The organism is Bradyrhizobium betae, from assembly GCF_008932115.1.
GTDB classification, from domain to species: domain Bacteria; phylum Pseudomonadota; class Alphaproteobacteria; order Rhizobiales; family Xanthobacteraceae; genus Bradyrhizobium; species Bradyrhizobium betae.
On the sequence record NZ_CP044543.1, the window covers coordinates 3,137,858 to 3,158,330 of the forward strand.

General features: G+C 61.6%; 19 protein-coding genes and 1 tRNA gene. 8 read left to right on the forward strand and 12 right to left on the reverse strand.

Annotation, left to right across the window (positions count from 1 at the left end; translation table 11 throughout):
- Positions 1 to 2 precede the first annotated feature (2 nt).
- The 3 genes from F8237_RS14960 to F8237_RS14970 all read left to right on the forward strand — a co-directional run bounded on the left by F8237_RS14960 (position 3) and on the right by F8237_RS14970 (position 2,090).
- A complete protein-coding gene (locus F8237_RS14960; RefSeq protein ID WP_151645729.1) occupies positions 3 to 1,088 on the forward strand; it encodes a sn-glycerol-3-phosphate import ATP-binding protein UgpC in 1,086 nt (361 codons plus the stop codon).
- Positions 1,089 to 1,340: 252 nt separating this feature from the next.
- Positions 1,341 to 1,766: an Hsp20 family protein gene (locus F8237_RS14965; RefSeq protein WP_014438749.1), complete on the forward strand. Its 426-nt coding sequence runs from the start codon at positions 1,341 to 1,343 to the stop codon at positions 1,764 to 1,766.
- Positions 1,767 to 1,817: 51 nt separating this feature from the next.
- Complete coding sequence (locus F8237_RS14970; protein ID WP_011083553.1) at positions 1,818 to 2,090, forward strand: BQ00720 family protein; 273 nt, start codon at positions 1,818 to 1,820, stop codon at positions 2,088 to 2,090.
- 245 nt (positions 2,091 to 2,335) lie between these two features.
- Here the strand turns inward: F8237_RS14970 and F8237_RS14975 are convergent, their stop codons facing one another.
- The 9 genes from F8237_RS14975 to F8237_RS15015 all read right to left on the reverse strand — a co-directional run bounded on the left by F8237_RS14975 (position 2,336) and on the right by F8237_RS15015 (position 11,606).
- Entirely contained in the window at positions 2,336 to 3,268 is a 933-nt protein-coding gene (locus F8237_RS14975) for a tetratricopeptide repeat protein (RefSeq protein WP_244626125.1), read from the reverse strand.
- A gap of 300 nt (positions 3,269 to 3,568) precedes the next feature.
- Complete coding sequence (ptsN, locus tag F8237_RS14980) at positions 3,569 to 4,030, reverse strand: PTS IIA-like nitrogen regulatory protein PtsN (protein WP_014438750.1); 462 nt, start codon at positions 4,028 to 4,030, stop codon at positions 3,569 to 3,571.
- Positions 4,031 to 4,260: 230 nt separating this feature from the next.
- A complete protein-coding gene (gene hpf, locus F8237_RS14985; RefSeq protein WP_151645733.1) occupies positions 4,261 to 4,884 on the reverse strand; it encodes a ribosome hibernation-promoting factor, HPF/YfiA family in 624 nt (207 codons plus the stop codon).
- Positions 4,885 to 5,049: 165 nt separating this feature from the next.
- A complete protein-coding gene (gene rpoN / locus F8237_RS14990; protein WP_151645735.1) occupies positions 5,050 to 6,672 on the reverse strand; it encodes an RNA polymerase factor sigma-54 in 1,623 nt (540 codons plus the stop codon).
- Positions 6,673 to 6,762: 90 nt separating this feature from the next.
- Positions 6,763 to 7,749: an LPS export ABC transporter ATP-binding protein gene (gene lptB / locus F8237_RS14995; protein ID WP_151645737.1), complete on the reverse strand. Its 987-nt coding sequence runs from the start codon at positions 7,747 to 7,749 to the stop codon at positions 6,763 to 6,765.
- Positions 7,750 to 7,972: 223 nt separating this feature from the next.
- Positions 7,973 to 8,680 carry an LptA/OstA family protein gene (locus F8237_RS15000; RefSeq protein WP_374761613.1) on the reverse strand — a complete coding sequence of 236 codons (708 nt, stop codon included), beginning with the start codon at positions 8,678 to 8,680 and terminating at the stop codon, positions 7,973 to 7,975.
- Positions 8,681 to 8,685: 5 nt separating this feature from the next.
- A complete protein-coding gene (gene lptC / locus F8237_RS15005) occupies positions 8,686 to 9,405 on the reverse strand; it encodes an LPS export ABC transporter periplasmic protein LptC (protein ID WP_151645741.1) in 720 nt (239 codons plus the stop codon).
- Between the two features lie 142 nt (positions 9,406 to 9,547).
- A complete protein-coding gene (locus tag F8237_RS15010) occupies positions 9,548 to 10,162 on the reverse strand; it encodes a ribonuclease D (RefSeq protein WP_151645743.1) in 615 nt (204 codons plus the stop codon).
- Positions 10,163 to 10,280: 118 nt separating this feature from the next.
- Entirely contained in the window at positions 10,281 to 11,606 is a 1,326-nt protein-coding gene (locus F8237_RS15015) for a UbiA family prenyltransferase (RefSeq protein ID WP_151645745.1), read from the reverse strand.
- 310 nt (positions 11,607 to 11,916) lie between these two features.
- On the opposite strand from F8237_RS15015, the gene F8237_RS15020 reads away from it, so the two are divergent.
- The 4 genes from F8237_RS15020 (at position 11,917) to F8237_RS15035 (ending at position 17,320) form a co-directional block, all read left to right on the forward strand.
- Entirely contained in the window at positions 11,917 to 13,188 is a 1,272-nt protein-coding gene (locus F8237_RS15020) for an MFS transporter (RefSeq protein ID WP_151645747.1), read from the forward strand.
- Between the two features lie 124 nt (positions 13,189 to 13,312).
- Positions 13,313 to 13,798, forward strand: a complete 486-nt coding sequence (locus F8237_RS15025; RefSeq protein WP_151645749.1) for a lysozyme inhibitor LprI family protein — start codon at positions 13,313 to 13,315, stop codon at positions 13,796 to 13,798.
- A 704-nt stretch (positions 13,799 to 14,502) separates the two neighbouring features.
- A complete protein-coding gene (locus tag F8237_RS15030; protein WP_151645751.1) occupies positions 14,503 to 16,668 on the forward strand; it encodes a DEAD/DEAH box helicase in 2,166 nt (721 codons plus the stop codon).
- On the forward strand, positions 16,655 to 17,320 hold the full coding sequence (locus tag F8237_RS15035; RefSeq protein ID WP_151645753.1) for a DUF2290 domain-containing protein: 666 nt from the start codon (positions 16,655 to 16,657) through the stop codon (positions 17,318 to 17,320). The genes F8237_RS15030 and F8237_RS15035 overlap by 14 nt, the downstream gene beginning before the upstream one ends.
- A 543-nt stretch (positions 17,321 to 17,863) precedes the next feature.
- Here F8237_RS15035 and F8237_RS15040 read toward each other — a convergent pair.
- The 3 genes from F8237_RS15040 to F8237_RS15050 form a co-directional block, all read right to left on the reverse strand.
- Positions 17,864 to 18,607 (reverse strand): hypothetical protein, encoded by a 744-nt coding sequence (locus F8237_RS15040; protein WP_151645755.1) that lies wholly within the window; start codon positions 18,605 to 18,607, stop codon positions 17,864 to 17,866.
- 9 nt (positions 18,608 to 18,616) lie between these two features.
- Positions 18,617 to 19,117: a Panacea domain-containing protein gene (locus tag F8237_RS15045; protein ID WP_151645757.1), complete on the reverse strand. Its 501-nt coding sequence runs from the start codon at positions 19,115 to 19,117 to the stop codon at positions 18,617 to 18,619.
- 120 nt (positions 19,118 to 19,237) lie between these two features.
- Positions 19,238 to 19,324: transfer RNA gene (locus F8237_RS15050), tRNA-Leu, on the reverse strand.
- Positions 19,325 to 19,474: 150 nt separating this feature from the next.
- On the opposite strand from F8237_RS15050, the gene F8237_RS15055 reads away from it, so the two are divergent.
- Positions 19,475 to 20,440, forward strand: a complete 966-nt coding sequence (locus F8237_RS15055) for a complex I NDUFA9 subunit family protein (protein ID WP_151645759.1) — start codon at positions 19,475 to 19,477, stop codon at positions 20,438 to 20,440.
- Positions 20,441 to 20,473: the final 33 nt, after the last annotated feature.

Here is a 20,473-nt window from a genome sequence, read left to right on the forward strand (position 1 = left end):
TGATGGCTAACGTCACCCTGCGCAACGTCCGCAAGACCTATCCCGGCGGCTTCGAGGCCATCAAGGGCGTCAACGTCGATGTTGCCGACGGGCAGTTCTGCGTGCTGGTCGGCCCCTCCGGCTGCGGCAAGTCGACCCTGCTGCGCATGGTCGCGGGGCTCGAGACCGTCACCGGCGGCGAGATCGATATCGGCGGCCGAATCGTCAACCAGATCGAGCCCGCCGATCGCGACATCGCGATGGTGTTCCAGAACTACGCGCTCTATCCGCATATGAGCGTCTTCAACAACATGGCCTACGGCCTGCGCAACCGCGGCATGAAGGAGGCCGAGGTCAAGACCCGCGTCGACGAGGCCGCGCGCGTGCTCGAGCTCACCTCGATGCTGGATCGCAAGCCGCGCCAGCTCTCCGGCGGCCAGCGCCAGCGCGTCGCCATGGGCCGCGCCATCGTGCGCCAGCCAAAAGTGTTCCTGTTCGACGAGCCGCTTTCCAATCTCGACGCCAAGCTGCGCATCGCGATGCGCGTCGAGATCCGCAAATTGCAGCGCCGGCTGAAGACGACGTCGATCTACGTCACCCACGACCAGCTCGAGGCGATGACGCTCGCCGACATTCTCGTCGTGATGAGCGGCGGCCAGGTCGAGCAGGTCGGCAATCCGCTGGCGATCTACGAGAAGCCGGCGACCACCTTCGTCGCTTCGTTCATCGGCGCGCCGCCGATGAACCTGATGTCGATACGCTCCGACGAGATCAAGTCGCAGCTCGGCGGCAGCGCGAGTGAGGCCGGCATCCTCGGCATCCGGCCGGAAGATTTCGTCATCACCGACCAGACGCCCGCCGGCGGCGTCACGCTTCCGCTCACGATCGAAGCCATCGAGCGCGTCGGCGCCGAAACCTTCATCTACGGCTCACGAGCCCAGGACGAGCAGCGAATCGCCGCCACCCCGGGCGAGCTGCCGCCCGGCGAGGTCATCGTCCGCGTTCCCGGAACCGAGGCCCCCGCCATCGGCGCGAAAATCCGCGTCGCCGCGGTGCGGGCGAAGCTGCATCTGTTCAGCGGCGACGGGCGGACACGAATCGAGGCCTGACCGCCTCTGCAGGGGTTCCTCGATCAAAGGGCGCGAAAACAACCCCATGCACAGTAGACGGGGTGCTGTTTTCATTGGGATAAATCGCCCGGCAAATTCGCCGGGCTCGGGACTGGCGACGATGGTCATGGCCCGTCCACAGCCCCCGCTACGTCCTTGAACCGACACGGGGATATGCCCATATTGCTCATCAAGGGGTGCCGCTTCCGGGCCCTGAAATGCCAAAGTCGCTTCGAGAGGACTTTGTAAACTATGTCTCGTGTTCCTACGTTATCCAGTCCGTTCCTTCTGGGCTTCGACGAGATCGAGCGCGTGCTTGATCGTGTCGTCAAAGGCGCCGACGGTTATCCGCCCTACAATATCGAGCGGTGCGACCGGTCTGACGGCCAGCCCGAGCGGCTGCGGATCACGCTGGCGGTCGCCGGATTCACCCGCGACCAACTCGATGTTACCATTGAGGAAAACCAGCTCGTCATTCGCGGGCGTCAGCAGGACGACAAGACCCGGCAATACATCCATCGCGGCATCGCCGCGCGCCACTTCCAGCGCACCTTCGTGCTGGCGGAAGGGATGCTGGTGCTGGGTGCGGATCTGAAGAACGGGCTGTTGTCGGTCGACCTTGCCCGGCCTGAACCGGAGAGGATCGTTAAGACAATCGCTATCAATGAGCACGAATAATGGAACGAGTAGCGGACTCGACCGCTTAGTTTCTGTGAAGGAGTCGAGACCATGAGTGAAGGTCACGTTGCGTTCGAATACGAAGCCAAGAACGTCTCTCCGGAGACGCTGGCAACCCTCGGCGAAGGCCATATCGCCTATGTGAAGCAGATCCGCTCGGAAGATGTGCCGGGCCTGTTTCCCGAAGCGCCGAAAATCGCGCCGGGCCTCAAGCTCTTCGCGCTCCACGCCGCCGACGGCACGCCGATCATGCTGACCGACAGCCGCGAAGCGGCAGTTGCCAATGCCTGGAGCAACGAGCTGCAAGCGGTGAGCGTGCACTGAGCGCTCAAACGTCGCACGACGAATAGAGATTCAAGCGGGCACGCCTTCGCAGGAAGGCGTGCCCGTTTTCATTTTTGACGAAGGTCGCTCCACGTCGTCATTGCGAGGAGCTCGCGACAAAATTGCGAAGCAATTTTGCGCTGATGCGACCAAGGAATCCAGAATTCCCCGCGGAACGATTCTGGATTGCCTCGCTGCGCTCGCAATGACGGCGTGTGAGGCTGCAAGCGGACACGAGTCCGCCATCACTTCACAAATCCGAGCCCTTCGCGCGCCGTGTCCACGGCCCATTTGTCGTTCGGCGGCAGCGCGAGCACGGCATTGAAATCGGCGCGGGCATGCTTGGGGTCGGACATCACCATGTAGAGGAGACCCCGATTGACCAAGGTATCCTGGTTGTTGGGATCGAGTCGAAGCGCCTCGTTGTAGTCGGCGAGCGCAGCTTCGTGCTTTCCCATTTCGCGCAACGCCATGGCCCGATTTTTATAGCCGGTCGCGTTTCCCTGCTGCAGCCTGACCGCTTCGTCGAAATCGGCAACGGCGCGTTTATCGTCGCCCTTCTTGTGCCAGGCGAGGGCGCGAAGGGAATAGGCCCTCTCGAAAGTCGGAGCGATCCTCGTGACCTCGTCGAACTCCCGGATGGCGCCATCGGCGTCGTCCTTTTTCAGGAGGACGACGGCCCGGCAAAAATGGCCCCCGGCCCTCCCCGGCTCCAGACGAACCGAATTGTTGCAGTCATCAAGAGCCGCATCGAATTCGCCCTTTTTGACACGGACGTCGCTTCGCAGTTCGTAAGGCCATGCGGCGGCCGGATTCAATCGCATCGCTTCGTTGTAGTCGGCGACAGCATGATCAGCGTCGCCCTTTGCAGCATACGCCTGCCCTCTCATGAGGGTCGCAAAGTAGATTTGCTTGGGATTGCGTTCGATCGCCTCGGTGAAGCCGGCGATGGCGAAATCCAGGTCGCCCTTGTTGAAATATTCCTGTGCCCTCGAGGTGTAGGACGGTCCGTAGTTCGGATCGAGGCGAATGGCTTCATTGTAGTCAGCCATCGCGTGATCCCGATCACCTTTGGCCGAAGTGGCACGGCCGCGGCAATGATAGGCGCGTCCGAAATTCGGATCGATCCGGATCGCGGCGCTGCAATCCTCGAAGGCGCGTTCCTTGTCGCGCTTCATGTAATACGCTTCGCCACGGAGCTCGTAAGCGACTGCATTGGTCGGGTCTGCCGCAATGATCCCGGTCTTCTCCGCGATGACGCGGTCGTTGGACGCATCGTCGGCATGGGCCGCGGTCGTGACGGCAAGGGTGACAGAGCAAAGCAGACCGAAGATCCGGCCGATCGAACCGCAAATCATGTCGCAAAATCCCCGCTCCGGAGCCGTGCCGGTCGCAGGTGGACATGGTGACGAAGTGTCACGGCGCCCGGCTGCGAAATAAGTCGCAGGCCGAGCGGCTCGGGTTCGAACGAGTGAGGATTACGCTGCGGTCGCCGGCGGCAGGGCCAGCACAGAATAGATCGCCTGGGCGTCGCGCGAGGCGCGGAGCTTCTTGGCGATGTCCTGGTCGCGCAGCAGGCGGGCGATGCGGGCGAGGGCCTTGAGGTGGTCGGCGCCGGCGCCTTCGGGGGCGAGCAGCAGGAAGACGAGATCGACCGGCTGGCCGTCCATCGCCTCGAAATCGATCGGACGATCGAGGCGCGCGAACAGACCAAAAATCTTTTCCAGCTTGGGCAGCTTGCCGTGGGGGATGGCGACGCCGTAGCCGACCGCCGTGGTGCCGAGCTTCTCACGCTGCAGCAGCACCTCGAACACGGAGCGCTCGTTCTGTCCGGTCAGCTCGGCAGCCCTGGCCGCCAGCTCCTGGAGCGCCTGCTTCTTGCTGTTGACCTTCAATGCAGGGAGAATCGCCTCGGGCGCGACCAGATCGGTAATCGGCATGGATGGTTTCCGAGGTGAATTAAACCGTCAGGTTCCGAATTGGCCTGCTCAGTCGAACTGAGCCCGGCCGGCGTCAAGAAGGTGAAGCAGGAGGGGGACTTAGCCCAAGTCCCGTTAGGTCCTGATGTGGGGCGCTTCTACTCCAACGCAATCCCGGTGCCAACTCCTGCGTGCGTCTTTGCCCCGGTCATTGTTAAGGGCTGCGGATGGTACGGGGCTGGTGTCCGGGCCTAGCCGCCCGGCTTTCCGTCCGCCTTGCTGTCCACCTTGGCGCCGGGCGGGTCGATCCAGCCCACATTGCCGTCGGCGCGGCGGTAGATGATGTTCACCCGGCCGCTGGAACCATGCTGGAATACCAGGCAGGGTGCTCCGCTGAGGTCGAGTTCCATGACCGCCTCGCTGACCGACAACGGCTTCAGCGCCGTGGTGGACTCGGCGATGATCACGGGGCTGTAGCTGGTGACCTCCTCGTCGTCCTCCCCCTCGCCCGGCGCTTCCAGCACGTAACTCGTGGCGTCCATGGCGGCGAGCGCCGCGGAGGCGACGTGGGCCTTGCGGGCCGAGCGGTCCTTGAGCCGGCTCTTGTAGCGCTTGAGCCGCTTCTCGATCATCAGCAGGGCCTGGTCGGCGCTGGCATAGGCGTCCGGCGCGTTCGAATCGGCCTCCAGCGTAATCCCCGAATCGAGATGCAGCGCACAGTCGGTGCGGAAGCCGAAGCCGTCCTTGCTGAGCGTGATGTGGCCGGAATAATTGCCGTCGAAATATTTGCGCAGGACCTCTTCAGTCCGGTCGGAGACGCGGCCGCGCAGGGCCTCGCCGACGCTGACGCTCTTGCCCGAAATCCGAAGAGTCATGTGATGCCTCGCTTGGTTTGAGGGTCCGGGACGTGATGACGCGTCATCGCATCCCGGGTCATTCCTTGCGCATGATCTTCTCGGAAAGAGTTTTCCGAATCATGCGCGTGCTTGGACCGGTCGCCATAGGGGGAATGAGAGTAGCGCGATTTCGCGCCAGCGCAATCAGGCCGGCTCGGTGTTGCGGGAGCGATCGGACATTGCGGTGGAGATGACGTTACCAAGAGCGCTCTGCTTGTCGCGGCGGCGTTGCACCGAGGACGGAATGCGCATGGCTTCGCGGTACTTCGCGACCGTGCGGCGGGCAATATCAATGCCCGAGGCGCGCAACCGTTCCACGATGGTGTCATCCGACAGGATCGCGGCGGGCGCTTCCGAATCGATCAGCTGCTTGATGTGGTGACGCACGGCTTCGGCCGAATGCGCCTCGCCGCCGTCGGCTGAGGCGATCGACGCCGTGAAGAAATACTTCAACTCGAATGTGCCGCGATTTGTCGCCATGTATTTGTTGGCGGTGACGCGCGACACCGTGGATTCGTGCATCTGGATGGCGTCGGCAACGGCCTTCAGATTCAGCGGCCGCAGGTGCGCCACGCCGTGCGTGAAGAAGCCGTCCTGCTGGCGCACGATCTCGGTTGCAACTTTCAGGATGGTGCGGGCGCGCTGGTCGAGCGCGCGCACCAGCCAGGTCGCGTTCTGCAACGCGTCGGTGAAGTAGGACTTGTCGCCGTCCTTGCCGATCTTCTTCGACAGTTCGGAATAGTAGGTCTGGTTGACCAGCACGCGCGGCAAGGTGTCGCTGTTGAGCTCGACATGCCAGCCACCGTCGGGACCCGGGCGGACGTAGACGTCGGGCACCATGGTCTGGAGCCGCGCCGTGCCGAACTTCATGCCGGGCTTGGGATTGAGGCGGCGGATCTCGCCGATCATGTCGGCGATGTCCTCGTCGTCGACACCGCAGATCTTGCGCAGGCCCGCGATGTCGCGCTTGGCGAGCAGATCGAGATGCTCGACCAGTGCCTGCATCGCGGGGTCGTAACGGTCGAGCTCGCGAAGCTGGATCGCCAGGCATTCACTCAAATTGCGCGCGCAGACACCGGGAGGATCGAATTTCTGCAGCACCGCGAGGACGTCGTCGACATCCTGCTGCGATGCACCAAGGCGCTCCGCGGCCTGACCGAGATCGGGCGGCAGGTAGCCGGCGTCGTCGACGAGGTCGATCAGGTACTGGCCGATCATCCGCTGCGCCGGCCCGGCGAAGGCCACCGAGAGCTGCTCGGCGAGATGGTCGCCGAGCGTTGTCTCGGCTGCGACAAAAGCTTCCAGATTGTAGTCTTCGTCACCGGAGGCGCCGCCGCCCCATTCCGTATAGGTGGTCGGCGCGACGTCCTGGGCGTTGCGCGCGGCGGCCTCGGCCGGCTCCTCGGAGAAGACGTTGTCCAGGCCCGTGTCCAGGGTCTGCTCGATCTCGGCGCGGGTGCCGAGATCCTTGCTCATCCATTCTTCCTGGCCCGGCTCGAACGCCTCGCCCGGGCCACCGCCCGGCTCGTCGCTGCCACCGCCGCCGAAATCGTCGCTATCGCCGTATTGGCCGGCCTCGGCCGGGGCTTCACCCGCGGGGGGCTCGTCGTTGGCCCGTTCCAGCAGCGGGTTCCGCTCGAGTTCCTCTTCCACGAAGGTCGTGAGATCGAGATTGGACAATTGCAGCAGCTTGATCGCCTGCATCAGCTGCGGCGTCATGACCAGCGACTGCGATTGTCGGAACTCTAATCTCTGCGTGAGCGCCATGAAGCAAGAACCGATCCCAAAAGTTGGTCCGATTTTTGCTTATCCTAGGCTGAGCCCGATGTACACGCCTTGACGAAACGCAAAAAAGGGCTAGAGGCGGAATTCCTCGCCAAGGTAAAGGCGGCGAACGTCCGGATCAGCGACGATCTCATCCGGGCTGCCCTCGGTCAAGATTTCCCCGGCATAGACGATATAGGCGCGATCGGTGAGGCCGAGCGTCTCGCGCACATTGTGGTCGGTGATGAGCACGCCGATGCCGCGATTGGTGAGATGGCGGACGAGATCCTGAATGTCGCCGACCGCGATCGGATCGATGCCGGCGAAGGGCTCGTCGAGCAGCATGTAGTTCGGCCGCGTCGCCAGCGCGCGCGCGATCTCGACACGGCGGCGCTCACCGCCCGACAGCGCGATCGACGGCGATTTCCGCAGGCGCGTGATGTTGAACTCGTCGAGCAGCGAGTCGAGCTGCTGCTCGCGCTTCTTGCGCGAGGGCTCGACCACTTCGAGCACGGCCCGGATGTTCTGCTCGACCGTGAGGCCACGGAAGATCGAGGCTTCCTGCGGCAGATAGCCGATGCCGAGCCGGGCGCGCTGATACATCGGCAGCCTGGTGACGTCGTGGCCGTCGAGCTCGATCGCGCCGCGATCGGGCTTGATCAGGCCGGTGATCATGTAGAACACCGTGGTCTTGCCGGCGCCGTTCGGGCCGAGCAGACCGACCGCTTCGCCGCGGCGCACATAGATGCTGACGCCGCGCACCACCTGGCGGCTGCCAAAGGCCTTTTCCACGCTATGCACAGCCAGGAAGCCCGGCCGCTTCAGAAGCTGCGGCGCGCCGGCGCCGTTGGGCCGGCTGGCGGCCCTGACGGGATGAGACGCCTGGGCCCGCGGCGGCTCCGTCTGGAACTGGTCGGGCGCATGCATCGGCTGGTCACGGGCGATCGGCGGCGCGTCCCTGACAGGGCTGGCCACGAGACCGCCGACGCCGTCACCGAGCGCGGTGATGTCCTGACGCGCAAATCCTGGCCGGCCGCGTTTGGCGGGGCGCCGACGGAACATGCTGAAGAGATCGACCATCCCCGCCTTCTAGCTTTGCGCGGTGCTCGCGCGACCTGCCACGCCGGCTTCTCGATTCGCCGACGCAGCTTGAGTGAACGGATGTCTCATGCCCAGTGAAACACGCCCGAAAAGCGGCAAAGCCCGCTTTGGAAGCCCTGTGCGGTAAATACAGTCTCGCCGGGCAAGCTTCAACCTCGGATCGGGAGCACCCGCCCCAAGCCGTTGAATTTGCTTTTCGAATTTACTTTTGTTTGGCTGCGCCGGGCAATTGCAGAGGCGAGGCCGCAGCGGGCTTGCCCGAGCCAGCCGGCCCGCAATCGCTGCCGCCCCCCTGCGGCAGCAGCGCCTGCACCCTGCCGCTGTCGGATTCCACCCGCGACACGCCTGTCGTCATGTCGACCATCAGCCGGTCGCCGCGCAGCACGTTCTTGCATTGCGTCAGGACCACGCCGCCGAGCATGGTGATGAGATTGGTCTTGGTGTCGAACACGGCGGTCTCGCCCGTCACCACCTGGTCCTTCTGGGTGACCACGACATTGCCGCGGGCCTCCAGCCGCTTGATCGAGGAGCTGCCGCCCGGGCCCGGCTGCGCCGACTGCATCGGCGCCGTCTTCGCGCCCTTGGCCGGGGCGGCCGCGGGCTGCGGCGCGGCGGGCTTGTCGCCGCCCGATTCGTAGAACACCACCAGCGTCTTCGAGGTCATGGTGGTGTCGCCCTGGATGACCTTCACGTTGCCGGAGAAGGTCGCCTCCTTCTTCTTGTCGCGCATCTCGAGCGAGGCAGCCTCGATCTGGATCGGCTGATCGCGGTTCTGCGAAAAGCCCTGCATCGCGTTGGGCACGCCCTGCATGGAGCCCTGCGCGCGCGCCGTGCCCATTGCGAGCAGCACGAGGCTGAAGACGAGCGCGACATGGCCGACATCGGCGCCGCGCGGAAAAGACTTCATCATGAAAATCATCTTGAATTGGCAGACTTGTTCTGTGGCGTGCGCGTCTTCGCCGGCTGTGCGGGCTCGACGGGCGCTGCCGCGGGTTCATCCAGCTTGTCCAGATGCATCACCACGTTGCCCTCGAAGCGGATGACGTCGCCGCCTTCGGTGATGCGCAGCCGGTCGGCGGTCAGCGTGCCGTTGGTCAGCTTGACGTCGACATGTTCATCCGACGAAACCGTGCCCTTGCCCATGTCGACGAAGGCCGAGTTCAGCCGCGCCTCGTATCCTGACGAGGTGCGCAGGAAGATGTCCTTGTGCAGGTCGAGCTGCTGCTGCTTGTTGTCGAAGCGGCCGGTGCGGGCATCGAGGAACAGGGTCGACTGGTCTTCCATCAGCACCTTCGCGCGCAGATCCGTGAGGTCGACATGGTCGGGGTCGGTGATGTCCTGTGTCGCGGTCTTGGCCCAGAGCTCGTAGGGCCGCTGATCCGGTGTGAAGCCGGACATGTGCGGCGATTCCATCGTGATCTTGGTGCCTGTCACCACGAGGTTGCCGGCATCGAGCTTCACCGGGATCTGAAAGGGATTGAGGAAGGTCGAGACGGCAACGATCGCGGCCATGGACGCAGCCACCGTCACCGGCACCGCGACGCGCAGAATCCGGACCAGGCGGCTGTGGCGCGCCGCGCTGGCGAACTTCGCCGCAAGCGCGGCGTCGTAGGTTGGAAACTGGGCCGAATTCACCGCTGCTCCAGGGTGTCGCTCGCCTTTGCGAGGCGATAGTGCCTCATTGTACCCGCGACCTGCGCAATATGCAGCCGCGACAGGCCGTTACGAAAGTGACCGAAACGGGGCGGCTGGCCCACCCTAGCCGCCGGATGAGGGCTCAGGAATGCGCGAAAATGTCCTCTTCTTCCCAGCCCTGGAGGTCGAGCAGGCAGCGGGTCGGCAGGAAGTCGAAACAGGCCTTGGCCAGCGCTGTGCGGCCTTCCCGGACCAGCATGGCATCGAGCCGCTCGCGCAGGGCGTGCAGATGCAGCACGTCGGAGGCGGCGTAGGCGAGCTGCGGCTCGGTCAGGCTGTCGGAACCCCAGTCGCTGGATTGCTGCTGCTTGGAGAGGTCGACATTGAGCACCTCGCGCACGAGGTCCTTGAGGCCATGGCGGTCGGTATAGGTCCGGGTCAGGCGCGAGGCGATCTTGGTGCAGTAGACCGGCCCGGTCATGACGCCGAAGGTCTGGTACAGCACGGCGATGTCGAACCGCGCGAAATGGAAGATCTTGGTGATGGCGGGATTGGCCAGCAGCGCCTTCAGGTTCGGCGCGTCGGTGTGGCCCTTGGGGATCTGCACCACGTCGGCGCTGCCGTCGCCGGGCGACAGCTGCACCACGCAAAGACGGTCGCGGTGCGGGTTCAGCCCCATGGTCTCGGTGTCGATCGCCACCGCGCCGGTGTAGCGGGACAGGTCGGGCAAATCGCCGCGATGCAGGCGTACGGTCATGGCGTGTCAAAACCTCGGGTGGAATTGGTCTGTCGGCATCATAGGCTAACCGGATTGCCCGCGATGTAGCCACTGGCGGCGGCCCGCGCAAGCGCCGGCTGTTCCCCGCCGGGCGCGGTCAGATCGCCGCCAGCATGATGCAGATCATCGCGGCGACCGTGATCCGGCTGGCGCCGTCGCGGAAGGTGTACAGGATCGGGTCGTCGGGCATCTCGCGGCGATGCGCCATCATCAGGGCGCGGCCGAACCAGTAGAGCAGCAGCGGGTTGAGCAGCCACAGCATCCAGGGCCGGCTGTAGAGCGGCGTCACCGCCGACGACGAGACATAGAGCGAGAACACGGTCACCGCGTTCATGGCGCTCGCCGCCGCCATCGCGCCGATGATGTGCAGGTCGGTGACGCGATAGTCGCGGTTGGCGGGATCGGCGAGCCCCACGCTCTCGCGCATGCTGAGCTCGCTGAAGCGCTTGATCAGGGCGAGCGAGGTGAACACGAACAGCGAGAAGATCAGCAGCCATTCCGACAGCACGACGCCGACGCCGACCGCGCCGGCGATGATGCGCAGCGTATAGAGGCCGGCCAGCGTGACGACGTCGACCAGCATCTTGCGCTTGAGCACGAGCGAATAGGCGATGGTGGTGGCGAGATAGGCGCCGAGCACGGCGAGGAACAGCGGCGAGATGCAGAGGCTGGCCACGAGCGCGAACAACCACAGCGCGGGGATCGCCGACAGCGCCGAGGAGATCGGCAAATCGCCGGCCGCAAGCGCGCGATGGCGCTTGGTCGGATGCTGCCTGTCGGCGGCGAGATCCAGCAGATCGTTCATCAGATAGGCGCCCGACGCGCAGGCCGAGAACGCCAGGAACGCCAGCAGCGCGTAGCCGAGCGTCGCGAGATTCAGTTGATGCGCGGTGATGGCAGGCACGAACACCAGCGTGTTCTTGGCGTATTGATAGACCCGTAGCGCCTTCGCCCAGGTCTTGAGGTTCGCAACGTTGCCGCTGCCGCTCTGGATGCGATCGATGGAGCCGCGATCGAACGGCAGCTTGTCGCCTGCAGCGAGATCGGCCGGCGCGACGACGCCGTCGAAGCCGAGATGCGCGGCGATGCCGGTCGCATGCCGGGCAAAGCGGCCGGCGACGAGATAGATCTTGTCACCCCGCGCCCGCGCTGCGAGCGCCCGGTTCAGCACGTCGGAATCATAGGGTAGATGGGCGTAGTCGATCTCGGCCTGCGCCAGGGTATCAGTGAACGCCGCCATGCCCGGGCGTCCGCCCGCGCCGAAGCGGGCAAGCATGCGGCCGGGGCTGCTGAACAGCGCTTCCATCAGCAGTTCCGAACGCAGCAATGCGCCTTCGAGGTCGATGACAAGCGTCCGGGCAGCCGCCGCCGTTGCCGACGGTGTGAGCGCGCCAGAATCGATTTGCCGGGCAGGCTGCTCCATCCGAAAACGCTCTGACTTGCCGCAACACGACCGGCCCAACGACTGGGAGACCGGGAGCAGGGAAATGGACGGCCGGGAGCCTAGGAGGCATTCGCTAAGGGCGGTTTAATTCGAGCCGCGAGGAGCGGCGTCCCCCGCAACAGGCCAGGATCCGGTCGATACGCCCGGCTGTTGCCCGGATCCCACAACCCGGTGCGAGCTTCGTGGTCAGGCAAAGCCGGTGCCGTGCAGCCCGTGGAAATCGTCCCGGCCGACCCCATCTGTTGCAGTTCTCGCTTTCCCCGCCTCAGCCCGCCATGAATCAGGTGCCATGACCGAACAGACGCTTGCTGCGCCGATCGACGATCAACCGGACCGCCAGCGCGGTTTTTCACGCTACCAGGTGCTCCTCGTCGCGCTGCTCGCGTTCGCGCAGTTCACCATCATCCTCGATTTCATCATCATGTCGCCGCTCGGCGCCATCCTGATGCCTTCGCTCGATATCACCGCCGGGCAATTCGGCGTCGCCGTGTCGGCCTACGCGTTCAGCGCGGGACTATCGGGCGTCCTCGCCGCCGGCTTTGCCGACCGCTTCGACCGCAAGCGCCTGCTGCTGTTCTTCTATGTCGGCTTCACGCTGGGCACCCTGCTCTGCGCCATGGCGCAGACTTACCATATGCTGCTGCTCGGCCGGATCGTGACCGGATTGTTCGGCGGCGTAATCGGTTCGGTCGTGCTGGCCATCGTCACCGATCTGTTTCCGTTGCAAATGCGCGGCCGCGTGATGGGCTTCGTGCAGACCGCGTTCGCCGCCAGCCAGGTGCTGGGCGTTCCGGCCGGATTGTATCTCGCCAATCACTGGAGCTGGCACGTCTGCTTCATTGCGATCGTCGGCCTGTCGATCGTGACGATTGCCATCATCGCCTTCGCCATGGAGCCGGTCGACGCGCATCTGAAACTGAAGCAGGACCGGAACCCGTTCCACCATCTGATCGCGACGGTCGGTGAGCCGCGCTATACGCTGGCTTTCGCGGTCACGACGTTGCTCGCGACCGGCGGCTACATGATCATGCCGTATTCCAGCGCCTTCACCGTGAACAATGTCGGTATCGACATGGCGCATCTGCCGATCATCTATCTCGTCTCCGGCCTGTTCAGCATCGTCACCGGGCCGCTGGTCGGCCGCGCCAGCGACGCCTTCGGCAAGTACCCGACCTTCGTGTTCGGCTGCGTGATGACCATCGTCATGGTGCTGATCTACACCCATCTCGGCCACGTCTCGCTCGCGACCGCGATCATCGTCAACGTGCTGATGTTCGTCGGCATCTTCTCGCGCATGATCCCGTCACAGGCGCTGATCTCGGCGATCCCCGATCCGGACCAGCGCGGCTCGTTCAGCGCGGTCAGCGCATCGCTGCAGCAGCTTTCCGGCGGGATCGGCTCGATGCTCGCCGCCGCGATCATCTCGCAGCAGCCTGACGGCTCGCTGCTGCATTTCGAGCGGATCGGCTATGTCGTCGTCGCGACGACGCTCATCACGCTGGTCGCGATGTATTTCGTGCAGAAGTCGGTGGCGGAGCGGGCGGGGAAGAGCGTGGTGTGAAGGGCGACAACAGCTCCTCTTCCACATTCAGGTGAACCAACGTTGGGACTTCGATGACCAAGGTTGAACGTCTCACCTATTGGTCGAAAATCTCGTAAGTCGATGCGCCGAACGGAGATCTCCAATGAAGCTCATACTTGCCGCCGCGATGCTCGCGGCAAGCCTCCCGCTCGCATCGATGGCTTTCGCCCAAGCCACCGCGCCAGCCGACCTTGCAGTGATTGATTCCTGTCTGAAGACCGCGGAGAAAACCGGCGGTTTCGGCGGCGCGTGCGTCGGGCTCGTCGCCGACCCCTGCATCAAGGCGGCAAAGGGCGCGAATGACGACGTCGCCAAATGGAAAGCCTGCGCGGCGCGCGAACTCGCCATTTGGACGCAGAAAACCACTGAGGCGCTCAAGAAGGTTCAGGCCGGCGGGTTCGCCGAAATGATCGAGGCGGTCAAGGACTCGCAGAAAACCTTCGCCGCGTCGCGTGATCGCTTTTGCGCGGTCTTCGACAAAATCGAGCCCGGCATGTACCCGGGCGACGCGAGCTACTGCCGCCTGCGCGAGACCGCGAACCACTCGCTGAGCCTGATCAAGCTCGGCGCTGCGGTCAACGAGCACTGAGGCCTCTTAGGGGCTTGGGTCTTTGCCGACCTTTCCCCACATAGCGACGACGGCTTCGGCCGCGAGCGCGGTGGACGTCGTTGATAGCTTACCTGGCATCCGGGCAACGGCTGTCGGCGCGTAGCGCTTGCCGGAGCGACCGACGAAGGCAGCGGCTCAAGCTCGCCTGCGATCTCAGTCGACGCGACGAGCGATATGGGCCATTCGGTTAGCCAAGAGCGCTGTGCCTCGGTTTTGCGTACCGGTCAGCAGCTCGAACTCCCTGCAAATGAGCGATTTCAATCGCTTGAGCAGGAGATGGTGCCTAGGAAAGGCACCTCATTTATCATCTAACAGATTGAACTAGCACCATTTTATCTCAAATGTGGACTGCCCATACCAACAATACAACCAACACTTGGGCACCCTCAAAGGTAGCTCCCCAGAGGGTCGCTGGAGCTGTTGCCCTGAGGGGGAGGTTGTTGCCCACCAGGGGCAACAGAGGCCTTAGAAGGCTCCAACAAAGCCTAGGGGTGCTTCACAAGTGGCCCTCATCAACTCCAACTCCCCCTTCTGGGAGCCCCCAGCGCACGGGAACTGAGGCCTAGGTGCCTCCTTAGCAGGGGATGCAACTAGCTTGTCCCCTGGTGGGATCCTCTGCACATGGTGGCAACGCGTCAGCGCCAGTGATAAGTCAGAGCACTTAGGATGCGAGGCAGTTCAACATGACTATTGTGGTTTGGGGATCGACTAAGAAGCCGGTCACTAGCCTACGCTTAGCCGAAGCCATTGAGCAGAACTTCCCCGAAGAAGGGATGCTTTACATTGGCTACCCCGTGCTGTCGGCTTCCGATGGCGCTAGTTCGATCGATGCTCTTTGGATAAGCCCAAAACGTGGGTTGATCATCTTCCACTTGGTCGAAGGACGTGATGTCGGCAGTTACCAGGAGGTACAGGACGAGTTTGCTAACAACCTGGAGACCCGCCTCCGCGCACATCGAGCACTCATGCAGGGCCGCTCCCTGCTGGCACCACCGCGTGTTATTACATACGCTCCCATGGTGCACATCGATGCGAACTACGATGTGTCTTATCCTCTTACTAACGACGACAATCTCATCACCGTCTTAAATGCGACAGTTTGGGATCGCCCAGATCTCTTCGCAGCAGCACACTCGGTTATTCAATCAATCTCCAGCATCCGACAAGGTCGACGCCGCCGGACGATCCATAATCAGAATTCTCGCGGCGCCGTCCTAAAGGCACTTGAAGATTCTATTGCTAACCTCGACTCGCGGCAAAGCCGCGCCGTAATCGAAACGGTTGAGGGCGTGCAGAGAATCCGTGGACTAGCCGGCTCGGGCAAAACTATCATTCTGGCACTCAAGGCAGCGTATCTCCATGCCCAACATCCAGATTGGCGCATTGCGGTAACTTTCAATACGCGCTCGCTGAAGGGGCAGTTTCGAAAGTACATCACCGACTTTGTCTTCGAGCAAACACGGGATGTCCCAGACTGGACTAAGCTTCAGATCCTCAACGGGTGGGGCGCACCCGGTAGCGATGACCGGACCGGGGTATACTATCAATTTTGCAGAGCGAATGGTGTTGAGTTCTTCGACTTTTCATCAGCGCGCAAGAAGTTCGGGTCAACTCGGGAGTTCTCCGGCGCATGCCAACATGCGCTTACGTCGGTGAATTCGCCTCAAAAGCTTTTTGATGTTGTACTTGTCGATGAGGCTCAAGATTTCGGTCCAGAGTTCCTGCGCCTTTGCTACGCAGCGCTAAGTGTCCCCAAAAGGCTCGTTTACGCCTACGACGAGCTTCAATCACTAACTGAGTCCACACTGCCACCTCCCGAAGAGCTTTTTGGAACGGATATCGAAGGTCGTTCACTTGTGACTTTCGCGGCACCACAGCCTGGCCAGCCAAGTCAAGATATCATCTTGGAAAAGTGCTATAGGAATTCACGCCCTGTTCTCGCGAGCGCACATGCGCTTGGCTTCGGCATTTACCGAAACCCTGATGCAAAATCAGGCACCGGTCTGATTCAGATGTTCGACCGTAGCGAGCTATGGGAAGACGTGGGTTACAGCGTTGTTGGCGGCGAGCTCAAGGACGGAGCGAAAGTCTCACTTTCGCGCACTCCTCATTCAAGCCCAGAGTTTCTTGAAACTCCCGCCACCGTTGATCAGCTTATCGAATTTATAGTCTTCAACGATCCGGCTGAGCAAGCCCAATGGATAGCCGACGCGATCGAGAAGAACATCAAGCAAGACGAGCTGAATCACAGCGATATCATCGTGATCAACCCCGACCCACTTACTACCGTGAAACAGGTTGGAGCGCCAAGGCTGCTGCTTTTCGAGAGAGGCATCCAGTCTCATGTAGCGGGCGTCGATACTGACTCCGATGTGTTTTTCAAAAGTGAAGACGACTCGGTCGCGTTTACGGGAATTTTCCGAGCAAAGGGTAATGAGGCGGGTATGGTGTACATCATGAACGCTCAAGACTGTTATTATTCATTTGGTAGCCTTCAAAAAATAAGAAACCAGATTTTTACCGCCATCACGCGAAGCAAGGCGTGGGTGAAAGTATTGGGCTTCGGCCCTAAGATGGAGAGACTTAAGGAGGAGTTCGCGCGGATTCGCGATCATGATTACCGGCTCGACTTCACCTACCCCGACGAAGAGACGCGACGATTTTTGAAGGTTGTTAATCGGGATCTGACCGCTGCTGAAAAGCGATCAATTAAGGGCGCAGCGCATAATGTTAGAGAACTCGCGGCGGAGCTCGAGTCCGGCCGACTGATGCTCGACGACCTTCCGAAGGGAGAGCTGAGGAGGCTTCGAGAACTGTTGGACGAGAAGATGCGCGATGGCAACGCCTGAGGTTCTCCTGCGGGAAACGCAGAAGCTGACAGCTGAGCTTATTGCGGTTGGGATCTGCACAGACCAGAATTTCCCCGCGCAAGTCGTTCAGATGGATGGTGCCGTCACGGTTGGAATGTCCAAAACGGATGGCCTAGCTATCACGTTAAAAAACATTCCCTACGCTGACTCTTACAAGGTCCTTGCCGAAGAGCGCGCCTTCAGCATGCGCTTTATTGACGGCGGTCTCATCCAAATTCTCTACACGTTTCGAAACAATGAGCTTGTGAAGCATCGCCTTGCCTTTTTCCCTTCGCCGGACCTTTTGGAATATCAAAACAACGCCGAAATCTACGAATCCGATGAACTTTACGCTGACATCACGGCCCTAAATGTTGTTACGACGCCGATGAGGTTCGACTTCGACAGGGCGAACTTTGTGGAGGTCAATCATCCGATGTGCCATTTGACGATCGGACAGTACAGGAATTGTCGAATACCTGTTTCTGCGCCACTTACGCCGCATGCGTTCGTAAGCTTCGTCTTGAGATCTTTTTACAACACCCCATTTAAGAACCTATGCTCCGACTTGAGCGTCATTTCGCCGAAATTGGTGCGAACTCTATCGGGCCTCGAACATCAGCAACTTTATATGCAAGCTTGCGGCATCTAGACGCCCGCCGACGCGATATTCGCTGGTCGCATGAAAGCTTCTGCAAGACTCACTTCAGCAGTCATCACCTCAGACGCTACCATGCGGAATTGCCAATGCGGACGAACTTACGCAATTCCGCCCAACTAGGTGATTTAGTGACGGTGCAGCCGGCGTGCTACGCAGAACTGAACGATACCAAAAGTCGAAACTCGCACTCTCACGTTTTCAGAGTGTATGCTTGTTTCAGAGCACGCTCGACAGCAATTCGACCTCGAATGATGTCTGAGTCGGTCGCTCCGCCATGAGTTATCATCCCAAGGTGCCAGTCTTCAGGTGTCCGTATGATTTTAACAGCAGAAACTGATCGGCATCCAGGCTCCTCCCGCATACGCTCGGCTGCATTCGTCGCGAGCATCGACTCTGTAAGCTCCCGCATTCTGTGCTCCTCTTTGAGCTTTTTTGGCTTTTGAGTGCTGCAAAAAGACTTAGCGAGCTTCCGGCAGAACACGTCATCACCACGCCCACCGAGCAGTTGTTTGTTGATAGCCAAGTCGTCCCGAATTAGGGAGCCTGCTGATCGTCGTCGAAGAAATCACCTTGCCTCGGATCGCGCTGCTTGCGATCTTCGGAGGGTGTTGCGGTGCTTCCGGCAAGCTCGGCTTCAGCCATAAAGTATCCGTCGGCAAAGATTCTCAGCATCTCAAATTTCGTGCTGTCGTCGATGCGCGGAATGTCCCGGGCATCAATGACGCGCAGTTCACGTTCCGGCTCGCGGCCTTTCACCTTCGGCACGCTGAAATCCAATATCTGGAACTTGGCGCCTGCAAGATCAGGATCGTCCGCCAAGAGCTCATCAACGAGCGTCACGAAGAGCGACAAACGCTCTTTGGCGAGCGGATTTTGCCGCCAAAAACTGAACCAAGGGAACGTGAGCTGTCCACCCACGCCATACAAAAGCGGTGGATCGAATGGCACCATGAGTCCGCGTCCGATCAAGTAGTAGCGGCGATCAATGGACTGCACAAAATCAGGAGAGACAGAGGCGAAGTGATCCCGGATCAACGGAAGCACTCCGAGCAAATTCTGCCGGACATCGGCACGCTTCACAGCCCGCCTGATCCCTTCGACAATCTCCTCGTAGGGCTGGTTGAACACCAGCATGTCTCGAGCCGCCAAAAACAACGAATTGTAGTTGAACGTCGGCGGGCTATTCGCGAGCGTTACCAGTTTCTTGCAGGTGCGCTCAGATGTGCTCTGCCAATTCCGGGCGAGATGCTGAACTGACGGCACTTTCAGTTTCGCCACGTTGACCTCTCATTGCAAAATGTATGGCGCTACGCGCTTGGAGTAGAAGCGAACAATTTCCTCATCTGCGATCTTCATGCCCGGGTTCACCGAACCTGGGTGATTCCAAACATTATACCACGGACTGTCTTTCGCGTGAGTCAGCTCAACAAGGTCGCTCGGCCGAAGCCGCGAATAGAACTCAACAACTTTTGTGAGCACATCTGCAGCTGAGCGGTCGAATGTATAACGTACAACTTGACTCTGACCTGTGAGCGCGTCGATTCGCGTGGCTCGGCTCCGAATCGGTGAACGGTCGAATCCCTTGAACTCTCGGTATAAGTAGGGAAGCACCGGACCGAACTCCCACGCTTCGAATCTCTGCGCGATCAGGGGAGCTTTCAATTCGATTAGGGACCAGACATGACAGAAATAGACGATCTTCTGAAGTGAGAGGTTCGTAACTTCGACGCCTCGCTTGTCACACTCATCCAAGACAAAATTCGCGATTGCGCGGCCGTCCTGAGCCATCCGCTGTTCCTATTATGTTCCATAAGATCACGGAGGGAGCGGCAACCTTGCCTGAGCGACGGAAATTACTCTGCCGCATCGAGTTCACGCTGTCCGGCAGAAACATCGTCGGGAAAAAGATGGTGCCCAGGAAAGGACTCGAACCTTCACGGCCGTTAAGCCACTGGCACCTGAAGCCAGCGCGTCTACCAATTCCACCACCTGGGCATGCCGTTTGGGGCACGGAGGCGGTTACTAAGGTTCGGTGACGCGGTTGTCAAATCATGAGTAGGGATGCGGATTGCGCATCGCAAACCGGCCCGATACAAGCCTGATAACACGCGCTCTTCCCCAGGAATGGACCCAGGATCAGATCCCATGGCATCGAATTCGGAAACTCTCGTCACGGTTTTCGGCGGATCGGGGTTTTTGGGCCGGAATGTCGTCCGCGCGCTGTGCCGGCGGGATTACCGGGTCCGTGTTGCGGTGCGGCGGCCGGAATTGGCCGGATATCTCCAGCCCTCGGGCAAGGTCGGGCAGGTCCACGTCGTGCAGGCCAATTTGCGCTATCCGGCCTCGGTCGAGGCGGCGCTGCGTGATTCGGATGTGGCGATCAATCTGGTGGGCATCCTCGCCGAGGGTGGCGCGCAGAGCTTCGACGCCGTCCAGGCCAAGGGCGCCGAAACCGTCGCCAAGGCGGCCGCGGCCATTGGCGCCCGGATGGTGCATGTCTCGGCGATCGGCGCCGATGCGGAATCGCCCTCGGCCTACGCGCGCGCCAAGGCGGCCGGCGAGCAGGCGGTGCTGGCGGCAGTGCCGTCGGCCACGATCTTCCGTCCCTCGGTCGTATTCGGCCCCGAGGACCAGTTCACCAACCGCTTTGCCGCGCTGGCCCGGATGTCGCCGGTCATGCCGCTGATCGGCGGCGACACCAAGATGCAGCCGGTCTATGTCGGCGACGTCGCCACCGCGATCGCGGATGCCGTCGACGGCAAGGCCAAGGCGGGCGCCACCTACGAGCTCGGCGGACCGGAAGTGCTGACCATGCGTGAGATCATCGAGGCGATCCTCGAGATCGCCGATCGCAAGCCGATGCTGGTGCCGCTGCCGTTCGGCCTCGCCCGTTTCCAGGCCAATTTCCTGCAATTCGCGCCGGGCATGCTGAAGCTGACGCCGGACCAGGTCACGCTGCTTGCGCGCGACAATGTCGTGTCGGATGCGGCGAAGGCCGCCGGCCTGACGCTGGAAGGACTCGGCATCACGGCCGATTCGCTCGAAGCGGTCGCCCCGCAATATCTCTGGCGCTTCCGCCCGCAGGGCCAGTTCCAGCGCAAGAGCGCGTAGGTTTCTTTCTTCACCTCGCCCCGCTTGCGGGGA